At 65.3% G+C, this 20,731-nt stretch carries 16 protein-coding genes; 11 read left to right on the top strand and 5 right to left on the bottom strand.

Annotated features, from left to right (window positions below):
- The first annotated feature begins 68 nt into the window (after positions 1–68).
- The 5 genes from SMA01S_RS10930 to SMA01S_RS10910 are packed head-to-tail and all read left to right on the top strand — an operon-like array spanning position 69 to position 5,127.
- Positions 69–1,259, top strand: a complete 1,191-nt coding sequence (locus SMA01S_RS10930; protein WP_066821659.1) for an aldose 1-epimerase family protein — start codon at positions 69–71, stop codon at positions 1,257–1,259.
- Positions 1,256–2,008, top strand: coding sequence for an SDR family NAD(P)-dependent oxidoreductase (locus tag SMA01S_RS10925; RefSeq protein ID WP_066821503.1), 753 nt, complete (start codon positions 1,256–1,258; stop codon positions 2,006–2,008). Before SMA01S_RS10930 ends, SMA01S_RS10925 begins: the two co-directional genes overlap by 4 nt.
- Before the next feature lie 15 nt (positions 2,009–2,023).
- On the top strand, positions 2,024–3,211 hold the full coding sequence (locus SMA01S_RS10920) for a CaiB/BaiF CoA transferase family protein (protein ID WP_066821500.1): 1,188 nt from the start codon (positions 2,024–2,026) through the stop codon (positions 3,209–3,211).
- On the top strand, positions 3,211–4,347 hold the full coding sequence (locus SMA01S_RS10915; RefSeq protein ID WP_066821498.1) for an ABC transporter substrate-binding protein: 1,137 nt from the start codon (positions 3,211–3,213) through the stop codon (positions 4,345–4,347). Before SMA01S_RS10920 ends, SMA01S_RS10915 begins: the two co-directional genes overlap by 1 nt.
- A 9-nt stretch (positions 4,348–4,356) precedes the next feature.
- On the top strand, positions 4,357–5,127 hold the full coding sequence (locus tag SMA01S_RS10910; protein WP_066821496.1) for an enoyl-CoA hydratase/isomerase family protein: 771 nt from the start codon (positions 4,357–4,359) through the stop codon (positions 5,125–5,127).
- Positions 5,128–5,130: 3 nt separating this feature from the next.
- Here the strand turns inward: SMA01S_RS10910 and SMA01S_RS10905 are convergent, their stop codons facing one another.
- Together SMA01S_RS10905 and SMA01S_RS10900 are read right to left on the bottom strand one after the other, a co-directional pair.
- Entirely contained in the window at positions 5,131–6,429 is a 1,299-nt protein-coding gene (locus SMA01S_RS10905; protein ID WP_245649238.1) for an MFS transporter, read from the bottom strand.
- A 63-nt stretch (positions 6,430–6,492) separates the two neighbouring features.
- Entirely contained in the window at positions 6,493–7,626 is a 1,134-nt protein-coding gene (locus SMA01S_RS10900; protein ID WP_066821494.1) for a mandelate racemase/muconate lactonizing enzyme family protein, read from the bottom strand.
- 74 nt (positions 7,627–7,700) lie between these two features.
- Here SMA01S_RS10900 and SMA01S_RS10895 point away from each other — a divergent pair, with 74 nt between their 5' ends.
- The 4 genes from SMA01S_RS10895 (at position 7,701) to SMA01S_RS10880 (ending at position 10,802) form a co-directional block, all read left to right on the top strand.
- Positions 7,701–8,399 (top strand): GntR family transcriptional regulator, encoded by a 699-nt coding sequence (locus tag SMA01S_RS10895; RefSeq protein WP_066821492.1) that lies wholly within the window; start codon positions 7,701–7,703, stop codon positions 8,397–8,399.
- On the top strand, positions 8,399–9,238 hold the full coding sequence (locus SMA01S_RS10890; protein ID WP_066821489.1) for an amidohydrolase family protein: 840 nt from the start codon (positions 8,399–8,401) through the stop codon (positions 9,236–9,238). Before SMA01S_RS10895 ends, SMA01S_RS10890 begins: the two co-directional genes overlap by 1 nt.
- A 51-nt stretch (positions 9,239–9,289) precedes the next feature.
- On the top strand, positions 9,290–10,315 hold the full coding sequence (locus SMA01S_RS10885; protein WP_066821486.1) for an aldo/keto reductase: 1,026 nt from the start codon (positions 9,290–9,292) through the stop codon (positions 10,313–10,315).
- 115 nt (positions 10,316–10,430) lie between these two features.
- Positions 10,431–10,802: an L-rhamnose mutarotase gene (locus SMA01S_RS10880; RefSeq protein WP_066821483.1), complete on the top strand. Its 372-nt coding sequence runs from the start codon at positions 10,431–10,433 to the stop codon at positions 10,800–10,802.
- Positions 10,803–10,926: 124 nt separating this feature from the next.
- Here the strand turns inward: SMA01S_RS10880 and SMA01S_RS10875 are convergent, their stop codons facing one another.
- Positions 10,927–13,587: a glycoside hydrolase family 2 gene (locus tag SMA01S_RS10875; RefSeq protein ID WP_066821479.1), complete on the bottom strand. Its 2,661-nt coding sequence runs from the start codon at positions 13,585–13,587 to the stop codon at positions 10,927–10,929.
- Positions 13,588–13,720: 133 nt separating this feature from the next.
- On the bottom strand, positions 13,721–15,016 hold the full coding sequence (locus tag SMA01S_RS10870) for an alpha/beta hydrolase family protein (RefSeq protein WP_066821475.1): 1,296 nt from the start codon (positions 15,014–15,016) through the stop codon (positions 13,721–13,723).
- Between the two features lie 108 nt (positions 15,017–15,124).
- On the opposite strand from SMA01S_RS10870, the gene SMA01S_RS10865 reads away from it, so the two are divergent.
- Positions 15,125–17,485 (top strand): glycoside hydrolase family 95 protein, encoded by a 2,361-nt coding sequence (locus SMA01S_RS10865; protein ID WP_066821472.1) that lies wholly within the window; start codon positions 15,125–15,127, stop codon positions 17,483–17,485.
- 43 nt (positions 17,486–17,528) lie between these two features.
- Here SMA01S_RS10865 and SMA01S_RS10860 read toward each other — a convergent pair whose 3' ends face one another.
- Positions 17,529–18,911 carry an alpha-L-fucosidase gene (locus SMA01S_RS10860; protein ID WP_218016874.1) on the bottom strand — a complete coding sequence of 461 codons (1,383 nt, stop codon included), beginning with the start codon at positions 18,909–18,911 and terminating at the stop codon, positions 17,529–17,531.
- 316 nt (positions 18,912–19,227) lie between these two features.
- Between SMA01S_RS10860 and SMA01S_RS10855 the strand changes: the two genes are divergently transcribed.
- Positions 19,228–20,616, top strand: coding sequence for a hypothetical protein (locus SMA01S_RS10855; RefSeq protein ID WP_066821470.1), 1,389 nt, complete (start codon positions 19,228–19,230; stop codon positions 20,614–20,616).
- The last annotated feature ends 115 nt before the right edge of the window (positions 20,617–20,731 follow it).

Below are 20,731 nucleotides of genomic sequence, written 5' to 3'. Positions count from 1 at the left end.
TATCTCTGTTGCGCCAACTGATCTATTTGATTAGGCAATAGGTCGCGCTCAAACGGAGGACGTTGGACATGGTCGAGCTGTTCGGCCGATCGATATCGGCGCGCGACGTCGCGGAACATGCCGGCTCGCTGTCGCAGTTCGCGGGCGTGCGATTGATGACGCTCGGCGACGGGATCGAACGCGGGATTCGCATGCTCGAGTTCCGCACCGGCACCGGGCTACGCTTCACCGTCCTTGTCGACCGCGCGATGGACATCGCCGATTGCGAGCATAATGGCCGCGCGATCGGCTGGCATTCGCCGGCCGGCTTCCGCCATCCAGGGCTGCATGATTATGAAGGCGAAGGCGGCCTTTCCTGGCTGCGCTCCTTCTCCGGCCTCATGGTCACCTGCGGTCTCGACCATATCCTGTTCATGGATGAGGACGATGCCGCCCAATATACTTACGGACCGCGGCAGACAGTCTCGTCGTCGCTGCACGGCCGCATCGGCACGATTCCCGCCCGCCTGACCGGCTATGGTGAACGATGGGAGGGCGACCGCTGCTTCCTCTGGGCCGAGGGGACGGTGCAGCAAGCGACCGTCTTCGGCGAGGACCTGCACCTGATCCGCCGGATCGAAGCCGAGGTCGGCAGCAACGAGATCCATCTGCACGACCGCGTCGTGAATCACGGCTTCTACCGCACGCCGCACATGTTCCTGTACCACATCAACATCGGCCACCCCGTGCTGGCCGAAGGCTCACGCTATCTCGCCCCATTGAGCGACGTCGTCTGGGCGGCGCATGCGGGCGAAGATTACGCCAAGAGCGGCATCGGCTACCGCACGATGCCGCGCCCGCAGCACGACTTTCACGAGCAGGTCTGGCAGTATGAGATGGCCGCCGATGCCGATGGCCGCGTGCCGGTCGCCTTGGTCAACGATGCACTCGGCTTCGGAGTGCTGGTCGAGACGCGCAAGGACCAGTTCCCCTGCCACTACGAATGGCAGAACTTTCAGGCCGGCCAGTATGCGCTGGGTATCGAGCCCTCGACCAACCACGTGCTGGGCAAGCAGTTTGCCCGCCAGCGCGATGAGCTCATCTGGCTCGAACATGGCGAAGAGCGGCGCTACGACACCGTATTCGCCGTGCTCGACGGCACGGACGCCATTGCCCGCGCCGAGACCCGCATCCGCGCGATCGGCAGCCAGCCCGACACCGATTTCCCGGAGCCCAGCGGCAACTACCCAGATATCCCAGGACGCGAGACGAAGGCATGAGCATCGCCGGCCGTACGATCCTCTATACCGGCGCGGCGGGTGGGCTCGGCCTGCCGACGACGCTCGCCTTCCTCGAAGCCGGTGCCCACGTCGTCGCTGTGGATAACGATCCCGCAAAGGTCTCGGCGCTCGAGGCCGCGGCGCCGGCCGAATCCCGCGAGCGGCTGGTGGTGCTTGCGAGCGACCTTTCGGACCTCGCCCGCTTCCGCGCCGACCTCACCCGCGTGGCGGAGAAGACCGGCGGCTATGACGTCGTCATCAACAATGCGGCGATCTACCCGTCCAAGCCCTTCGAGGAATATACGATCGAAGAGCATCAGGCGGTGCAAAGGGTGAATGTCGATGCCGGCATCGTCGCAGTCCAGGTCGCGCTGCCCGGCATGAAGGCGCGGCAATGGGGCCGGATCATCAATATCGCCAGCGTAACCTTCTATGGCGGTTGGGCTTTGCTCTCGCCCTATGTCGCGTCCAAGGGCGCCTTGGTCGGGCTTACCCGGGCCTGGGCGCGCGAGTTCGGCGGCGACGGCATCACCGTCAATGCGATCGCGCCCGGCGCTTTTCCGACCGATGCGGAGAAGATCCACCCGGATCCGGAGGCGTATACGCGGTTCGTGCTCGATCGCCAGGCGGTCAAACGGCGCGGCACGCCTGCCGACATCGCCAAGGCGCTCGCCTTCCTCGCGTCCGACGACGCGGGCTTCATCACCGGCCAGACGCTCAACGTCGACGGCGGGTGGGTCATGCACTGAGGGCTGAAGGACATCATGGGTATCTTGAACGGCTATCGCGTACTCGATTGCTCCATCGCGATGGCGGGGCCGTTCGCGGCGCAGCGGCTGGGCGATCTTGGCGCCGATGTGGTGAAGGTGGAGCCGACCGGAGGCGAATGGCAGCGCTTTCGCGCGGCGGGCGGCGCAACGGGCAACCGCGTCAACGTGTCCTTCCTCTCGCTCAACCGCAACAAGCGCAGCCTGGCGATCGACCTGAAGTCCGCGGACGGCAAGGCCGTGCTGCTGGAACTGGTGAAGACCGCCGACGTGTTCGTTCAGAACTACCGACCCGGCGTCGCCAAGCGGCTGGGCGTGGATTATGCGACGCTATCGGCGATCAATCCCAAGCTGATCTACGTCTCGATCTCGGGCTATGGCGAGAGCGGCCCCTATGTGAGCCTGCCGGGCCAGGACCTGCTTCTGCAGGCGATGTCGGGCGCGATGCTGTCCTCCGGCCGCGAGAGCGATCCTCCCGCTCCCGCCGGCCAGTATCTCGCCGACGCCATCACCGCCTATTCGGCGTTCGAAGGCGTGTTGGCGGCCCTGCTCCACCGCGAGCGCACCGGCGAGGGCCAGCTGGTCGAGGTCAACATGCTCGACGCGGTCGTCACCCTCCAGATGCAGGAACTGTCGGTTTTCACCGTCGGCCACAAGCCGCAGACGCGCTCGGCCGAACGCCACGCGCATTGCTATATCCGCGCGCCTTACGGCGTGTTCGCCACCGGCGACGGCTTCATCGCCATGGCCTTCGCCAATCTCCGGACGCTCGGCGAGCTGATCGGCGAGCCGAGCTTCGCCGGCATGGATGACGAGACGGATAGCTGGACGCATCGCGACGCGATCTTCGCGGCCGTTCGCGAGCGGCTGACCGCGAAGACCACCGCGGAATGGCTCGACCTGTTCCGCGCCAACGATATCTGGGCGGGGCCGGTCTATGGCTATGACGATCTCGTCCAGGACCCGCAGATCGCGCACAACGGCACCTTCGTCGAATATGACCATCCCAGCGAAGGCCGGGTGAAGACACCGGGGTTCCCGATCCGCTTTGCCAAGACCCCTTCCACCGTCCAGCGCGGCGCCCCTCAGATCGGCGAGCATAGCCGCGAAATCCTGGCGCAAGCCGGCTTCGACGAGGCTTCAATCGAGCGGTTGCTCGCGAGCGGGACCGTTCGGCAGGACTGATGCGCTATTGTGCACTGACCTGGGACCATCCGCGCGGCTACGATGCGCTCGCGGCAGCCGCGACGTTGCTCGACGAGGCGCGCGACGGCATCGCGATCGAATGGGACAAGCAACCGCTCGAGGGGTTCGAGACGCATCCGATCGAGGACCTCTGTGCCCGCTATGACCTGGTCGTGCTCGATCATCCGCACGTCGGTGAGGCCGTCACCGCGGGCTGCCTTCAGCCGTTGGAAAGCCTGTTCGACGCGGAGGACCTCGCCACGCTGGCGCGCGAGACGATTGGACCGAGCATGGCCAGCTATCGCTACAGGGGCGAGCATTGGGCGTTGCCGCTCGACGCCGCAACCCAGGTCATGGCCAGCCGTGCCGATCTGCTCGACCGTCCGATGCCTGTCACCTGGAACGAGGTTCGCGAGCTGCGCCGGCCGGTCGCACTCTCGCTGGCGGGCCCGCACGCGGCACTGACCTTCCAGTCGGTCGCGACAGCGTTCGCCGGTTCCCCGGCCGACGTCGACACCGAACGCTTCGTGGGCGAGGCGGTCGGTCTCCGCGTGCTCGACCTGATGGCTGACCTTGCCGCGCGCACGCCGGACCCGGTGCGCGACCTCAACCCAATCGGCCTGCTCGGTCATATGGCCGAGCATGACGATGTCGCGTTATGCCCGCTCGTCTACGGCTATGTGAACTATGCCGCGCCCGCATCGGGCCGGGCCATCGCCTTCGCCGATGCGCCGCGCGCCGAGGCCGGCGGCCGGCCCGGCTCGACGCTGGGCGGGACGGGCATCGGCATCTCGACGCGCGCGCAGGTTACGCCCGCGCTGCTCGCTCATCTGCGCTGGCTGATGAGTGCGGAGGCACAGGAGAATTTCATCCCGGCCCATCACGGGCAGCCGAGCTGCCGCTCGGCCTGGCACAACGACGGGGTCAACGCCCGCTGGGGCAATTTCTACCGTAACACCGCAGAGACGCTCGAGCGCGCCTTTGTCCGCCCGCGCCACGACGGCGCGATCGCCTTCCAGACCGCGGCGTCCGCGCTGATCCGCGACGGCCTGGCCGAACGTCGCCCGCACCGCATCATGCTCGACGCGCTCCAGAACGCCTATTCCGAGAGCCGCATGCCCGGCGCCGAACGCTAAGGAAACGCCATGACCGACAATCTGCTCTTCACCGTCGAGGATCATGTCGCGACCATCACGTTCAACAGGCCGGAAAAGCTCAACGCCGCCACGCCCGCCATGTCCAAGGCGATCGTGGAGGCGACGGAGGAGTGTAACCGCAATGACCAGATACGCTGCGTCATCCTCACCGGTGCCGGTGCCAAGGCATTCTGCGCAGGCTCGGACATCGCCGAACTCGACAGCTATGCGACGCCCTGGGATTTCCGCAACCGCACCGATTATTGCGATGCTATCCACCATTTGCTGAAACCGAGCATCGCCGCCGTGAACGGCTACGCGCTGGGCGGCGGGTTGGAGACGGCTTTGTCCTGCGACATCCGCATCGCCTCTTCGAACGCGAAGTTCGCCGCTCCCGAGATCAAGCTGGGCTGGATAGGCGGCGGCGGCATGGCCGCGTTCCTTGCCCATTCGATCGGCATGTCCAACGCCGCGATGATGATCATGACCGGCGATACGATCGATGCCGCTCGGGCGCTCGCCTGGGGGCTGGTCAGCGACGTCGTCGCGCCCGAGGCGCTGATGGAGCGCGCCCGCACGCTGGCCGGGACGATCGCCTCGCGTGCGCCGATCGCGGCCGAAACCGCCAAGCTCAATTTGCGCGCGGCCTTCTCGATGCCGCTCGACAAGGCGATGCAATATGAGCGCGACCTGCAGACGATCTGCTTCGCGACCGAGGACGCGCAGGAAGGTCGCGCCGCGTTCAAGGAGAAACGCGCGCCAGTATTCCGACGGCGCTGAGCGTCACCGAACCGACTTGATTGGCCAGACGAAGAACGAGCCGGCAAACACGAAGGCGATCGCCGCGATGAACAGCGCGCTATAGTCGTTGCCAGTTGCTCTGAGCAGCATCACCGCCAGCACCGGCGCGATGATCTGCGGGATGTTGATCGCGGTGGTGAGAAGGCCGAGGTCCTTGCCGGTCGATTGGTCCCCATCTCCGCGCTTGGGCAGCACCTGCGTCATCAGCGCCATGTCGACCGACATGAAGGCGCCGTAGCCGAGCCCAATCAGCACCGCATAACCATACATGCCTTCCACCGTGGGCATCAGCAGCGGCACCAGCAGCGCCATTCCCATGATGATGCTCGACGCGAACACGAGCGGCTTGCGCCGCCCGATCCGGTCCGAAAGGAACCCCGAAGCGAAGCCCGAGATCACCAAAGCGACGAACGTCACCGACGAGAGCGCCGCGATCGTCCGGTTCGCTTCGTCGATCGACAGATGGATGTGATCCTGGAGGATGTAGAGCAGATAGGTGACGACGCCCTGATAGCCCATGTAGATCGTGAAGCGCCCCAGGAAGGCCCAGCCGAAATCGGGATATTTGCGGGGAGAAACCCAAAAGCTCTTGAGGAACGCGTCGAGGCGGAAAGATTCGGGTGCCGCGACCGCGATCCGCGGTTCGGGATTCAACACCACGAAAAGCACGCTCACCGCCGCGATCGCCACGGCAAACAGGCCATAGGCCGCCACGAGATTCGACGCCATCAGGCCGGCCGCCACCGTACCGGCGGTCAACCCCGCCGTCATGCCGGCGCCGACAAAACCCGAGACGGTGCCCCGCTCATGGTCCGGAAAGCGGTCGGCGACGATCGTGGTGATCGCGGCCTGCATCGAATTGAGCGCGATGGCGGCCGCCACCCAGAAACCGGCGATCGCCCAGAAGCCGTGCATCTGCGACACCGCAAACAGGCACGCGGCGCCAATCAGCGCACCGATCACGATCCACGGCGTCCGCCGTCCCAGCCGGCCCCGCGTGCGATCCGACAGGGCGCCGGCGATCGGCGTGGTCAGCGTGCTGAACACCGAAGTGATCGCGAACATGATGGCGAGATTGCCTGCCTTGTTCGCCGGATCGAGACGCTGGATCTGATTGGGCAGCAGCACGCCGAGCACGCCCGCATAGAGCGCGAGCAGCACGAAGAAGACCGCCGTCAGCGAGCCCATCAGCAGCCATTTGCGCGCGCCCACCGCATGTGCGGGATCGCGCATCAGGTTGACCAAACTCTCGCCTGATCGCGGGATAGCGGCCTCTTCCATAGATTCTCTCCGATACCGCCGGCACCTCTTAATGGGTCCTTGGCAAACGATACGATCGCGGGGTCAGCCCAAATAGATCTGGCGCGGCGCGTCGCCGAGCCCACCCTTGTCGACGATCTCAGGATGGTGCCAGTCGCGGCGGGCATCCTCGCTCAGCACCAACCCGTGACCCGGCGCGTGCGACGCCCAGATATGACCATCGCGGATCGCGAACGGCGTCTCCACGAGATGATCGAAATTCTGGTAGCTGTATTCAATCCAGTTCACCTCGGGCAGCGCCGCCGCCATGTTGAGGCCGATCTCGAGGAAGCTGTTGCCCATCGTGACCGGCACGCCGAACTCGGCCGCGAGCCAACCGATCCGCATCACGTCGGTGACATGGCCGTGCACATTGAGCAGGTCGGCACCGCCCGCCTCGAGCAACTGACGCTTGCCCGAAGCATCGAGATACTCGCCAGAGTTGATCATCGTCGTGCCGGCGCACTGGCGCAGCAGCTTCAGTCCCTCGAAATCGTGGCGCAATATCGGATCCTCGACCCAGAAGATGTCGTGCCCGGCGCGGCGCATGGCTTCGAGATTGGCGATCGTCTGCTTGGGAGACCAGGCCTCGTTGGCGTCGATCATCACGATCGCTCCCAGCCCTACCGCTTTGCGAAGCAGATCGAGGCGATGGATATCGCGATCGAGATCGGCATGTCCGACCTTGATCTTGAAGGCAGTGAACCCCTGCGACCGGGCCGTTTCGAACAGCGCCAAAAACGCATCGTCGGGCAAGTGGAAATCCAGTCCGCTGGCATAGCCCCGGACGTGGTCGCGCCTGCCCCCCAACAATTGCCATAGCGGCATTCCGACCGACTTGGCGAAGAGATCCCAGACCGCCTGTTGCAGCGCTTCCTCGAACGGGACCGAAAGGCGACGGATATTTCCACCGCGCGGGCGGTGGACGCGATGCGCGATCGCTCCCGCCGGCTCGTTCTCCAGACCCGGCCAGACCTCCTCGCGAAACACACGGGCAAGCTCCGCCTCGGAAGCCAGCGGATGGAACAGACTCTGCACGAAACCGAGCCCGACCGCACCTTGCTCGCCAATCAGCTCGAGCGTTGCGAGATGAACGTCGTCCGCCCGCACCTGGCTGTCGCCGATGACTCGATCGCGCCGGAACTGGAAACGCGTGATCCGGAAGTCGACTATCCGCATTTTCACCACTACAATCTAGTCATTGGGCAGGTACTGAAATATCAGTTATATGATTAGATATGACAGGGGATAGAATGACGCAAGCGGCATCTTTGGCTGGTAAATCTGGCCCGGGAGAGACCCCCGATACCCGCCGTCTCAGCGATATCGCCTATGACCGGGTATTGGAGGGCTTGTTCGACGGGAAGGTGCCCGCCGGCGCGTTCGTCTCGCAGAACGACCTGGTCAATCTGCTCGATATTCCGGTTCAGCCGTTGCGCGACGCGCTGCGGGTGCTCGAGGCGGAAGGCGTGCTGACCATCCATCCACGGTCAGGCATCCAGTTCCTGAAACCGGACCTGGAGCTGGCGCGCAGCACCTATCAGTTCCGTACGATCATCGAGCGTGCGGCCGCACGCACCTATGCCGAGACCGCTGGCGTCGAGACGGTGGCGGCGCTGATCGCCGACCACAAGGCGCTTATCGACGACATAGAGCGGGGCGAATTCGATGCCAGCATGATCGAGCGGCTGGGCGAATTGGAAGAACGGCTCCATGGCGGCATGATCGCGAGCCTGCGCAATCCCCTGATCGAGACGACCGCGCGCCGCCTCAAGAATTATGTGACACTGATCCGCCTCGAGCGGCTCGTCACCCAGCCGCTCGCGCTCCGTACATTGCGCGAGCATCTCGAGATCCTGGAGGCGGCCAGGGTCCGCGACGCGTCGGCCGCCGAAACCGCGGTGTCGCATCATTTCCAGGCGGCGCTTCAGCGAATTCTCGGCATGTTCTGATGCGCGTTCTCGACGCGCATCAGCATTTCTGGAAGATCGGCGGCCCGGGTCAGAGCTGGCCTGACGCCGATTGGCCGGCGATCTACCGCGATTTCCTTCCCGATGATCTGCGTGCGGCGGCCGTGGATTGCGACCTCGTCGGCAGCGTCCTCGTCCAGTCGCAGCCCGCCGATTCCGATACCGACTGGATGTTCGAAACGGCCGAGGCCGATCCGACCGTCAAGGCAATCATCGGGTGGGTCGATTTCGACCACGCCGACGCGCCCGCGCGCATCGCCCAACTGGCCGCACGGCCCAAGCTTCGCGGCCTCCGGCCGATGCTCCAGTCGATCGACGACAGTGAGTGGATTCTGCGCCCAGAGATCGCGCCCTCGATCGAGGCCATGCTTGCGCACGGCCTCCGCTTCGACGCGTTGATCCAGCCCCGTCACCTGGCGCCGCTCCACCGGTTCGCCAGCCGCTGGCCCGACCTGCCGATCGTGATCGATCATGGTGCCAAGCCCTTTGCGGCACGCGGCGAGCTGGACCCGTGGCGCGACGACATCGCCGCACTCGCGGCCTTACCCAATCTGTTTTGCAAGCTCTCGGGTCTCAGGACCGAACAATCGGCCGGCCAACCGGCAAGCGAACTCGCGCCCTATGTCGCCCATCTGGTCCGGCATTTCCCGAAGCGGCTTATGTGGGGTAGCGACTGGCCTGTGCTCATCCATGCCGGGGACAGTTATGCGGACTGGGTACAGACGGCGCTCGATCTCGCCGCACCGTCCAGCGAGGACGCCCGATCCGATCTTTTCGAACGCGTGGCAACAGCATTCTACGGAATCGCGCTTGACCACTAAGGTATTAGTTGTTCTATCTGATATATCAGTTGACTTTGGCGGGACCGGCTCATGGTGGATTTCGGCGCACTCGGCGCCTTGGGCTTTGGCGCTGCTGCGATCGGCAATCTCTACCGCGCAACGACCGAGGAGAATGCCGCAGAGACCATACGCGCCGCCTGGACGGCGGGCATTCGCTATTTTGACACAGCGCCGCATTACGGTTTCGGCCTGAGCGAGAAGCGTCTCGGCCTCACATTGCCGCAGATCGATCCCGGCGAGATTTCGATCCTCTCGACCAAGGTAGGTCGGCGGCTCGATCCGGTCCTCCCCGACACTGATCTCGGCACGCTCCGCCAGGGCTTTGTCACGCCCGAGCCGGTGGAAAGCGCATTCGACTATAGCTACGATTCGGTCATGCGCTCGTACGACGCGAGCCGGCAGCGGCTGCGGCGGGAGCGGATCGACATCCTCTATGCGCACGATATCGGCCGCTTCACGCATGGCGAGGATCATCCCCGCCTGTTCCGCGAATTCATGGACGGCGGCTACCGGGCGATGCGCGAGCTGCGCGACGGCGGAGCGGTCGGCGCGATCGGGCTCGGCGTCAACGAATATGCGGTGTGCGAGGAAGTGCTGGCGGAGGGCGAGCTCGACGTCGTTCTGCTCGCCGGCCGCTACACCCTGCTGGAACAGGACTCGCTCGCGACCTTCCTGCCGCTGTGCGGGCGGCGCGACGTGAAGATCGTGCTCGGCGGTCCTTATAATTCGGGCATCCTCGCCAAAGGCGTGCGCCGGGGTGGCGACCTGTATTATAATTACGAGCCTGCGCCGCAAACGATCATCGACCGCGTCGGCGCGATCGAGAATATCTGCGCGGAGCATGGTGTGCCGATAGCGGCCGCCGCGCTCCAGTTCCCGCTTGCGCACCCGCAGGTCGTGTCGGTGATCCCCGGCATGAGCAATCCGCGCCAGGTGACGGAGGCGGTGCGGCTGATGCGCATCGATATTGCCCCCGCGCTGTGGAGCGACCTCAAGGATCGTGGCCTGATCCGCGCCGACGCGCCGGTGCCGCGGCCTGCTCACGTAACTCCATAGGAAAAGCATCCAAAATGGGACGTCTCGAAGTCGAACTCGCGCTCTATCTGGGCAGCGATCTGTCGTCCTTCACAACCGGGACCGTGAATATCATCGACGGCGGCTGGAACAACGCATGACCCGACGCATCTGCCTTGCGCTCGACCTCGTCGACGACGCCGAACTTATCGCGGAATATGAGCGCTGGCACAAAGTGGGGAACACCTTTCCGGAAGTGACCCAGTCGATCCGTGACGCCGGCATCGAGAATATGGAGATCTATCGCGCGGGAAATCGCCTCTTCATGATCATCGATGCGAGCGACTCCTTTTCGGAAGACGAGAAAGCGAAGATGGATGCCGCCAATCCGGCCGTGATCGCGTGGACCGCGCGGATGAAGCGGTTCCAGCAGCCGATCCCCGCTGCCGGACCGGACGGCACCTGGTTTCCGATGGACCTGATCTTCCGCCTCACCGAGCAGGAGGGCCTCGACCGGGCGCCCGAATGATCCTCTCCTCGACGCTCGATTTACGCGACGCGGTACGTGGCGTCTGCCGAGGACGACCCGGCTGATCGCTCCCCACCGGCGCACCCCGCTCACTACCCCGCGCTGAAATCGGCGGCACCTCTGGTCAGCTGCCCACCACATCGATCGCGGAGACGAGAGCGTCACCCACCTTACCCTCGAATGCTAACCGCAACAGACCGTCGGTGACGGTCGCCGGCAGATCGAGCGTGGTCGCGGTCATCCCTGCGCCGGCCTTCGCCACGATGTCGACCGTCACCGGCTTGCCGTCGCCAGCCGCCACAGTGAAGACCCGTTTGCCCTTCTCGGTCTCCGTCGGATCGAACAAATGCAGCGTCACCTTATAGCGACCATTGGGCAGCGGCAGGGCGTAGCTGAAGCGCGCGCCGGAACGCCAGCTGGCGTAGAGATCGGGCTGCTCCGTGCCGAGCACCCGCCGGCTGCCCTTTTCGGGCTTCGGCATCACATAGAGCGCGTATGTGTAGGGATTGAGGGTAGTGCCAATGCCGCCGTCGAAGAAGTTGTCGGAGCCGTAACGGGTGCCGTCGGCGAGGGTCGCGCCCGTCAGCGTACCCGCGCGAATGTGCAGCGCGCGGTCGGGGCCGTTGTAGCGCCAGACGATCCGGTCGCTCGCACCCTCCACGGTCGCCGCCAGGACATTATCGCCGCGATCGAGCCGCACGCCGGGCCAGATGCAGACATGGTCGGCGCAGGCCGCGCTGCCGATGGCGCGACCGTTGAGCGTCAGGCTGGCTTTCGCCGCGTTGCTATAGGCCCGCACATCGACCACCGGATAGGCACGGTCGACGTACCGGCGGCTGGTCAGGTAGATCATCGGCGCTGTCGTCCAAGCGGCCTTGTAGAAATAAAAGGCGTCCTTCCTGATCTTGCGGTCGAAGGTCACCAGCCCCTTGGTGTTGATGTCGGTGCTGTCGCCTTCGAAGCGCAAGTCGCTGGTCGCGTCGAACATCTGCCAGACATAGGTGCCCCAGAGGAAATCCTGCGACGCCAGGCCTTTCCAGGCGAGTTCATGGACCCCGGCCTCATATTCCTCTGGCTGCGGCCGGGCGATGCTCTCGACCTTGCCGCCGCGGATATTGTCGGTGTGCTGGGTAACGGCGCCGCCGGCGCCATATTCGCCGACGCCCACCGGCTGGTTGGGACGCATCTGATGCAGTCCCAACATCACCTCGGCAAGCCGCGCGGCATCGTCGACCCCGCCCGCGCCGTACCAGCCGAAATAATGGTTGTAGCCGACCGTATCCGCCGTACCCGAAGTGGTGTCGCGGCCATCGTCCTTCTGCCCGGGCAGCGTCTCGCAGCACACCGCGATCGAGGTCGGACGCGAGCGGTCTTCGGCGTGCGCCAGCGCATCGAGCGCGTTCATCAGCGGCTGCGCGTTGGAGGGCGTGATGCCCTTCGACGCCCAGTTGGTGATTTCGTTGCCGATCGACCAGACGCCCACCGAGGGATGGTTGTAATTCTGGCGGATCAGCTCGATGAGCTGCTGCTCCGCGCTTGCCTTCATCTCCGGCGGGGTATCGGCCCTGCCGGGAATGGAGGCGAGGTTGACCAGCCCCAGCTCGGCCCAGAGGATCACTCCATCCTTGTCGGCCAGGTCGTAAAATGGTTCGGCCTGGTTGTAGTGGGAGAGGCGCACACTGTTCGCGCCCATCTCGCGGATCAGTGCCATATCCTCGGCATGATCGGCGTCGGTGAGCGCCCAGCCCTTGTCCTGTCGGTCCTGGTGGCGGGTAACGCCGTTGAGGCGTAGCGGCTTGCCGTTGAGCACGAAGCCGCGGTTCGGATCGACCGCCACGGTGCGCAGCCCGAGTGGCTGCACCACCCGGTCGAGCACCGCGCCTTTTGCGCCGATCACCTCGACTGTCATGCGGTAGAGATAGGGATCGGCGGTGCCGTTCCAGCGGTGCGGCGACGCAATGGCAAGATCGGTGCGGCTCTCGCCCGCAGCGCCGGCCGCCAGGCGCATGCGCTGCTCCCGCCGAGCGACCGTCTTGCCCGAGGCATCGGTCACCGTCGTCCGCACGGTGACATCCGCCGGAGACGCTGCTTCGTTGCGCAGGCGTGCGAGCACAGCGACGGCGGCGCGAGCGTCGCTCAGACTGGTGACATGGCCGTAGATGCCGGGGCCGCCGAAATCGAGCAGGTCGACATGGGCGGTGCCGGTGACGATCAACGCTACCGGGCGATAGAGCCCGCCATACATGAAGAAGTCGCCCGAGATCGGCACGACGAACTCGGTGGCGCTGCCCGGCGCGGGTTTGGAATTGTCGACCTTGACCGTCAGCACATTGTCACCGTCGCGACGGATCGCTGCGGTGGCGTCGAGCCGGAAGCGGCTGAACGCGCCGGCGTGCCCGCCCAGCTTGCGGCCGTTGAGCCAGACCTCGGCGACGATGCTGGCAGCGTCGAACTGAAGATAGAAGCGCTGGCCGAGCGCGGCTGACGGTGCCTGGAACTTGAGCCGATACCAGCCCACGCCGCGCGTGACGTTTGCATCGGCCCGGCGCGTTTCGCCGTAATTTCCGACCCGGTTCCAGGTGTGCGGCACCCGGATTCGTTCCCAGCCGCTATCGTCGAACGATGCCGCGGTAGCGTCGCCCGACACAGCGCCGAGATGGAAGCGCCAACCATCGGCGAGCGCGATCTCGCTCCGGCCCGGAGCGGCGGATGCGCGCTGCGCGGTGAACACCAATAGCGCGCAAGCCAGCAGCGCCGGAACCAGCCAAGACCGCGCGATCCCCATTGTTCTCCCCATTTTTTATACACGTCGGACGTGATCGGGCAGGCGCCGCATTGCGAGGTCGGCCCGCACCCGCGACACGTCCGCCCGGCCGATTCAGCCGGGCACAACAACTTGGCTGTCTTACAGGTTTGTGTCAACGCGGCTGCGGCCGCACGAAGCGATCGGCGAAGTGCAGGTAATTGTCCCAATCCCATAGGGTGATGCCATGGGCGCCGACGCGCAGATGATAGGATATCCGCGACAGGATGGCGCCGCCGGGCGGCGGCATGGACTCGCCCGCCATTCCTTCGACGCCGAGCAAGCGATAGACCGGCTCGGCACCCTTGGCCGCGAGGAACATCCCGAGCGGGTCGGCCCACAGATCCTCACTCGCCGCCCCGATATAGACCGGACGCGGCGCGATCAGCGCGATCAGCTCATGGGCATCCACCGGCAACGCCGCTTCGCGCTCGGAGAAGGTCTTGTAATTCGGTGCGAACCAGTAATTGTTCATGACCCGGATCGTCTCGCCGAAGTTGCGGCGGAACAGCGATGCCCCGCCCTCCCCGGAATCGTTCGAGATCACCGCGGCAAAGCGCGTGTCGCGAGCGCCCGCCCATAAAGCTGCCTTGCCGTAGCGCGAATGCCCGATGACGATGACGCGCTTTGCATCGACGGCGCGATCGGTCGCCAGATAATCGTAGACGCGGCTCAGTCCCCAGGCCCAGACCGCCACCGCCCCCCAATGGTCGGGTGCCGAAGGGCTGGTTCGATACCAGGGCAGGATGCTCTGGGCATATTGTGTGTCGCCGTCGGGATAGAGGTCGCCGGTGAAATAGGTCGCGACGCCGTAACCCGCATTCAGCATCCGCTCGATCGGCCATTCCGCGGCATCGATCCCCCGCGCATGCAGCGTCGCGCGATTCTTGTTGATGCCTTCGGCCGGCGTGACCCAATTGGGCGTGATCGCGATCGCCGGGTCGACGGAAACCGATTGGTTGCCGTGGAAGTTCGGCCCGACGAACATCGGCACGGGGCCGCGCGCGTTCTTGGGCAGGTAGATCAGCACCGACATCTGCGGCCCATCCGACGTGCCGTCGAGATAGATGGTGACCTGTTTGCGCACGGCGAGACCACCGAGCGCCTCCGCGCTCATTTCCGTGACGGCGAACCGCATATGCGGCGGGCGCGGCGGACTGACGCCGTAGATGTTGTGTTCGAACAGAGCGACGAGTTCTGGCCGACGGCGGCTCCGCCATTGCTGCGCCGTCCTCACTGCGACGCCATTGGCCATCACCAGCGGATCGGGAAGGCGATAGGGCGCGACCTTCGTCTCGTCGAAATTGCCGTCAAGCTGCGCGCGGGCGGGCAGAGCGTGAAGCGCGGCAAGCGCCAAGAGCAAGGCAGCCGCCTTCCGCATCCAGCCAAGAGCCAAGGCTTCAACCGGCATTGCACCTCCCTGCGACGTAATGCGACCACCTCCAAACGCGCCAAAGACCCTTGCATATAAGATCACAGAGCGAAACAGAGATATCAGTAAGCTAGTCGAGGGAGCGGGATGGACATCTCAAGGCGCGAAATGCTGGCAGCGGGCCTTGCGGCGAGCTTGACCGCGACCGCGACACCGGCCGCGAGGAGCGCGCCGGCCGCCGCTGGGCTCCCGGGTGACGAAAAGCCCGAACGGTGGCTGGTGTGGCACAACAAGCCGGCGGGCACCTGGCCCGAGGCACACCCCATCGGCAATGGCCGCTTGGGCGCGATGGTCTTCGGCAACATCAAACTCGAACGGCTTCAACTCAACGAGGACCGCTTCTGGTCGGGCGGTCCCTACCAGCATCTCAATCCCGCCGCGCGCGACGCGATTCCCAAGGTGCGCGAAATGATCTTCGCCGGCAAATATGCCGAGGCGGAGGCTTATGCCGAGAAATATGTCCAGTCGGTCCCGATGCGCGAGATGTCCTATCAATCGCTGGGCGACCTTTGGCTGGACCTGGTCGATGTCGAGGAAACGCCGGTCGAGGAATATCGCCGCGAGCTCGACCTTGATGGCGCGATCAGCCGCACCCGCTTCGTCTCGGGCAAGACCACCTATTCCCGCGAAATTCTGAGCTCGCCCGTCGATCAGGTAATCGCCATCTCGGTTCATGCCGACGGCGCCCCGGTCTCGCTCGACTGTTCGTTCGGCACCGGCCAGCGGGCCGAAGCAGTCGTCGAGGGCACTTCGACGCTGGTGCTGAGCGGTGTCAACAATTCGGACCGCGGTATCCCCGGCCGCCTGCATTTCGAGACTCGCGCGCAAGTCGCCGCCGATGGCGGCACCATAAGCGGTGACGGTCCGGTGCTGCAGGTGCGCGGCGCGCGCTCGATCCGGATCCTGCTGGCCGCGGCCACCAGTTTCAAATCGCCCTTGGACGTCTCAGCCGATCCACGTTCAATCGTCAAAGCGCAGCTAGCCGCTGCCGCGCGCAAGTCCTGGAAACAGCTTCGCGACGACCACAGCGCCGAGCATCGCCGCCTGTTTCGCCGGGTCTCGATCGATCTCGGCACCAGCCGGGCAGCAGGATCGGCAACCGATTCGCGTGCGGGGCATGCGCTGGACCGCGCCGATCCCGAACTGGCCGCATTGTTCTTCCAGTTCGGCCGCTATCTGGCGATCTGTTCGTCGCGCGCGGGCTCGGAACCATCGAACCTGCAGGGCATCTGGAACGAGAGCAACCGGCCGCCCTGGGGCTCCAAATACACGATCAACATCAACACCGAGATGAACTACTGGCCGGTCGACACCGCCAACCTGCCCGAATGCATCGAGCCGCTGGTCGCGATGGTCGAGGAACTGGCGGTCTCGGGCGCCTATACCGCGAAGGGCCTGTACGGCGCGCGCGGCTGGGTCGCCCACCACAACACCGACCTGTGGCGCGCCTCGGGGCCAGTCGACCATGCCCGCACCGGGTTGTGGCCCACCGGGGCAGCGTGGCTCAGCGTGCAGCTTTGGGATCACTACGACTTCCACCGCGACACAGCCTATCTGCGGCGGATCTATCCACTGCTGCGCGGCGCATCTTTGTTCTTCCTCGACACACTGGTGAAGGATCCCGCGAGCGGGTGGATGGTCACCTGCCCGTCCTGTTCGCCGGAAAACGATCACGGCCATGGCAGCACCCTGTGCGCCGGACCCGCTTTGGACATGCAGATCCTGCGCGACCTGTTCGATCGGACCATAGCCTCCGCCAAGCTGCTGGGTCGCGATGCCGATCTGCGATCTCAGCTCACCGCAATACGCGCCAGACTAGCGCCGCATCAGGTGGGGAAGAACGGTCAGCTCCAGGAATGGCTTGCCGACTGGGACGCCGACGCGGTCGAGCAGACGCATCGCCACACCTCGCATCTCTACGCGGTCTATCCCAGCCAGCAGATCAATGCCGACGACACGCCCGACCTGCTGCGCGCGGCGCGCCGCTCGCTCGAGCTACGCGGAACCGACGCGACGGGGTGGGCGCTTGCCTGGCGCGCCGCCTTATGGGCGCATTTCCGCGAGGCAGAGGCGGCGCATCACATGCTGCTGCGCCTGATCCAGGCCGACGCCAACGCCCCCGGCATGCCCGGCGCTCACGCCCCTTTCCAGGTCGACTGCATCTTCGGTGGCACGGCGGCACTGGTCGAAATGCTGGTGCAGAGCCGGGGAGACCTGATCGACCTGCTGCCCGCTTTGCCCAAGGCCTGGCCGACAGGGAAATTGCGCGGCGTGCGCGTGCGCGGCGGCTGCACGATCGATCTCGCCTGGAAGGACGGCACGCTCGATTTGGTCACGCTGCATCCGGAGATCGCCGGAAAACGCGTCGTCCGCGCCGGCGGCCGTCACCAGGAAGTCGTGCTCCGACCGGGACGCGCGACGGCCCTGGCCGCTTCCGATTTCTACTAGGTGCGTACCCGTTACCAAGGGCCGAGCGGCCGGGATGGCTCTCTTAAACCGCGACTCCCACCTTGTACCGCTGCCACTCCGGCCGGATCAGATGATGGTCCACGAATGCCGGACCGTCGCATTCGATCTCGATCACCGTCGTCGGCGAATCGGGCGCCTCGTCGGGCAGCCCGGTCAGCCGGAGCGAGACACCGTTCTGAGTGAACTTCACCGGCTGGCCGGTCTTGAGCAGCCGCGCCGCGACCACCTTTGACCGCACACCACCGATGGCGATCACCGTCCCGGGCCGGTAGAAGTCGAGCCATTCTGCCGCCGGCGTCCTGGACGGCCAGAAATAGACGTGGACGTAGAGCTTGTTTCCCGCCTTGGTGAAGTTGGTATAGTTCCCGAACGCATCCGCCGCGCGCCCTTCGGCGCCGTAGATCGACGCGCCGTTGGTACGGAGCCACTCACCTACCTGCTCGAGCCGCTCGACCGACTCCGTCGGCACGTCGCCCGCGGCATCGGGGCCGATGTTGAGCAGATAGTTGCCGCCCTGCTGCACGCATAAGGTCAGGTCGTTGACGATGCGCTTGGCGCTCTTCCACTCGTCGTCGTTGCGCTGATAGCCCCAGCCCAGATTCATCGTCTCGCACGTCTCCCAGGCGCGCTCGTCGGCCGCAACCTTGTGCTCGGGCGTCGAGAAATCGCCCGCCAGCCCGTTGCGGTTGTTCACGATGATGTCGGGCTGGAGGTCGAACACCATCTTGTTCATCTCCTCGGCGCGCCATTGCTCGGGCGTCAGCGGCCAGGTGACGTCGTACCAGAGGATGTCGATCGTGCCGTAATTGGTCAGCAACTCGCGGATCAGTCCGTGGGTATAGGCGACGAACCGCGCGCGCGCGGCGGGATCGGTTGCGCAGCTGGCGCCGTCGGGATGATGCCAGTCCATCAGCGAGTAATAGAACCCGACCCGCAGGCCCTCGGCCCGCACCGCCTCGACGAACTCGCGCACCAGGTCGCGTCCCGGGCCCTGCCGCACCGCGTTATAGTCGGTGAGCTTGGTGTCCCACAGACAGAATCCCTCGTGATGCTTGGTGGTGAGCACGATGTATTTCTGCCCCGCCCGCTTCGCGAGCCGCGCCCATTGGCGTGCCGCGCCTGGTTTCGGCGCGAAATGCTTCGCGAGCTTCTCATAATCGGGGATCGGAATGCCCTCGGATTCGAGCACCCATTCCTGGTGCCCGATCACGCTGTACAAGCCGAAATGGATGAACATGCCGAACCGGCCATCCCGCCACCAGCGCATGCGCTGCGCGCGGGTTCGCTCCTGATAGGCGAGAGGCGCGGACCCGGCCGAGGTCTGTGGCGCCCCATCCTCCTGGGCCCGCCCCATCGCGGGAGTACCGACCGCCAGCGCGCCCGCGGCGCCCGCCGCGCCGCTCAAGAAGCTCCTCCGTCCGAACCGCGCTTCCATATCGCTTCCTTCAACGAGGGCCTTCGTCATTCCCGAAGGCCGGGGTTCAAAGCCAGGCACAGCTTTCTTTGCCACTCTGCGATCAAGGCTTCCGGCCGGATGCCAATTTACGAAGCGGTCGCTACCGTTCCAACCGAGCCTGAAATGTTATATGCCGTCTTTGAAATATTAACCTGCCGTCTCAGTTAGCGTCAATGCTACCGGGATCGGTGGTGCGAGTGGGATTTTGTCCACGGAGCCTTCGCGCGCCGGCAGCAAGCCACCTTCCCATTTGTTCGGAGACCGCATGAACCGCCGCCAGCTGCTCAACCGCCTCGCCGCCACCACCGCCGCGGCAAGCCTGCCGCGCCTCGCCCTTGCCCGGGCGCCTGGCATCACATTGTCGCTCCACGGCGCGGCGACCGGCCGCGCCATCCCCGCGGACTATGTCGGCCTCTCCTACGAAACCGCGCAGTTGGCCAATCCGGACTTCTTCGCGCCGTCGAACCGCGCGCTGATTGCCCTCTTCCGCGAGCTGTCCCCCACCGGCGTGCTGCGCATCGGCGGCGGGTCGAGCGAATATACCAGCTATTCTGACCAGGATCCCGGAGGTGCACCTCCCTTCGAAATCTTCGGCCCGGACACGTCCAAGACGGTGAAGCACGGCACCGTCACCACCGCGCTGGCGCTCAGGAACCTGCGCGGCTTTCTCGAGGCGACCGGTTGGAGCTGCATATGGGGTCTCAACTTCGGCCAGGGCAGCAAGGAGAATGCCGCCGCCGAAGCCGTGGCGGTACAGCGCATCCTGGGGCCGCGGCTGATCCTGCTCCAGATCGGGAACGAGCCCGATTCCTTTCGCAAGCGGTATCGCCCGGCCGAATGGACGCCCAAGGATTTTATCGGCGAATGGAAGGCCTTCCACGACGCCATCGCGGCCGCAGCCCCGGGGGTGAAGTTTGCCGGACCGGACATCTCCAACAAGCTCGATTATCTCACCGCTTTCGCGGCAGAGGCGCCCAAGCATCCCGACGTCGTCATGCTGACCGGACATTATTATGCGATGGGCCCGGCGGGTAATCCCGAAGCGACCATCGGGCAGTTATTGGAGCCCGATCCGAGCACCACGACGATGCACGCCGACCGCTTCGCACTGGTGCAAGCGGCGTGCGGAACCGCTGGCCTGCCCTTCCGCCTCACCGAAGGAAACAGCTGCTGGAACGGCGGCCAGCCCGGGGTTTCTGATACCTTGGCCTCGGCGCTCTGGTGCGTAGACGTCATGCTGCGCTTCGCCGAGCTCGGATGGATCGGCGTCAACTGGCATGGCGGGGGCAACGGCCATTATTCGCCGATCGTCGGCGCGCCCTCGACCGGCTTTACGCGCCGCCCGGAATATTACGGAATCCAGTTCGCCCAGTTGGTGACCGGCGCGAGGTTCATCCCTGCGGCGCTCGCGGGTGCGAACCGCTTCGTCACCGCTTATGCCCTGCAGGCCGGCCGCGCAAAACGTGTCGCGATCGTCAACAAGGACCTGGTGCCGGCCACCGTCACCCTGCCCGCCCCGGCCGGGCGCAGCGCGATGCTGCTCACCGGCCCGGCGCTCGACGCCAGGAACGGTACCACGCTGCGCAAGATCGCGATCAGGCCCGGCCGCAGGGTGACCGTGCCACCGCATTCCGCCGTCCTCTACACCCTCTAGCGGCGCCGTACCGACGGGACGCTAACGGGGCGCTAGCGATCGAGACCAGTGCAACAGTCGCTTTTAGCTGAGCCGATCTTGGGCGTTGCTACATTCCACAACAAAGAAAGCCCGG

Origin of the sequence: Sphingomonas mali NBRC 15500, from assembly GCF_001598415.1 — a bacterium.
Taxonomy (GTDB): Bacteria; Pseudomonadota; Alphaproteobacteria; order Sphingomonadales; family Sphingomonadaceae; genus Sphingomonas; species Sphingomonas mali.
This window is presented reverse-complemented; position numbering and strand designations above follow the sequence as displayed.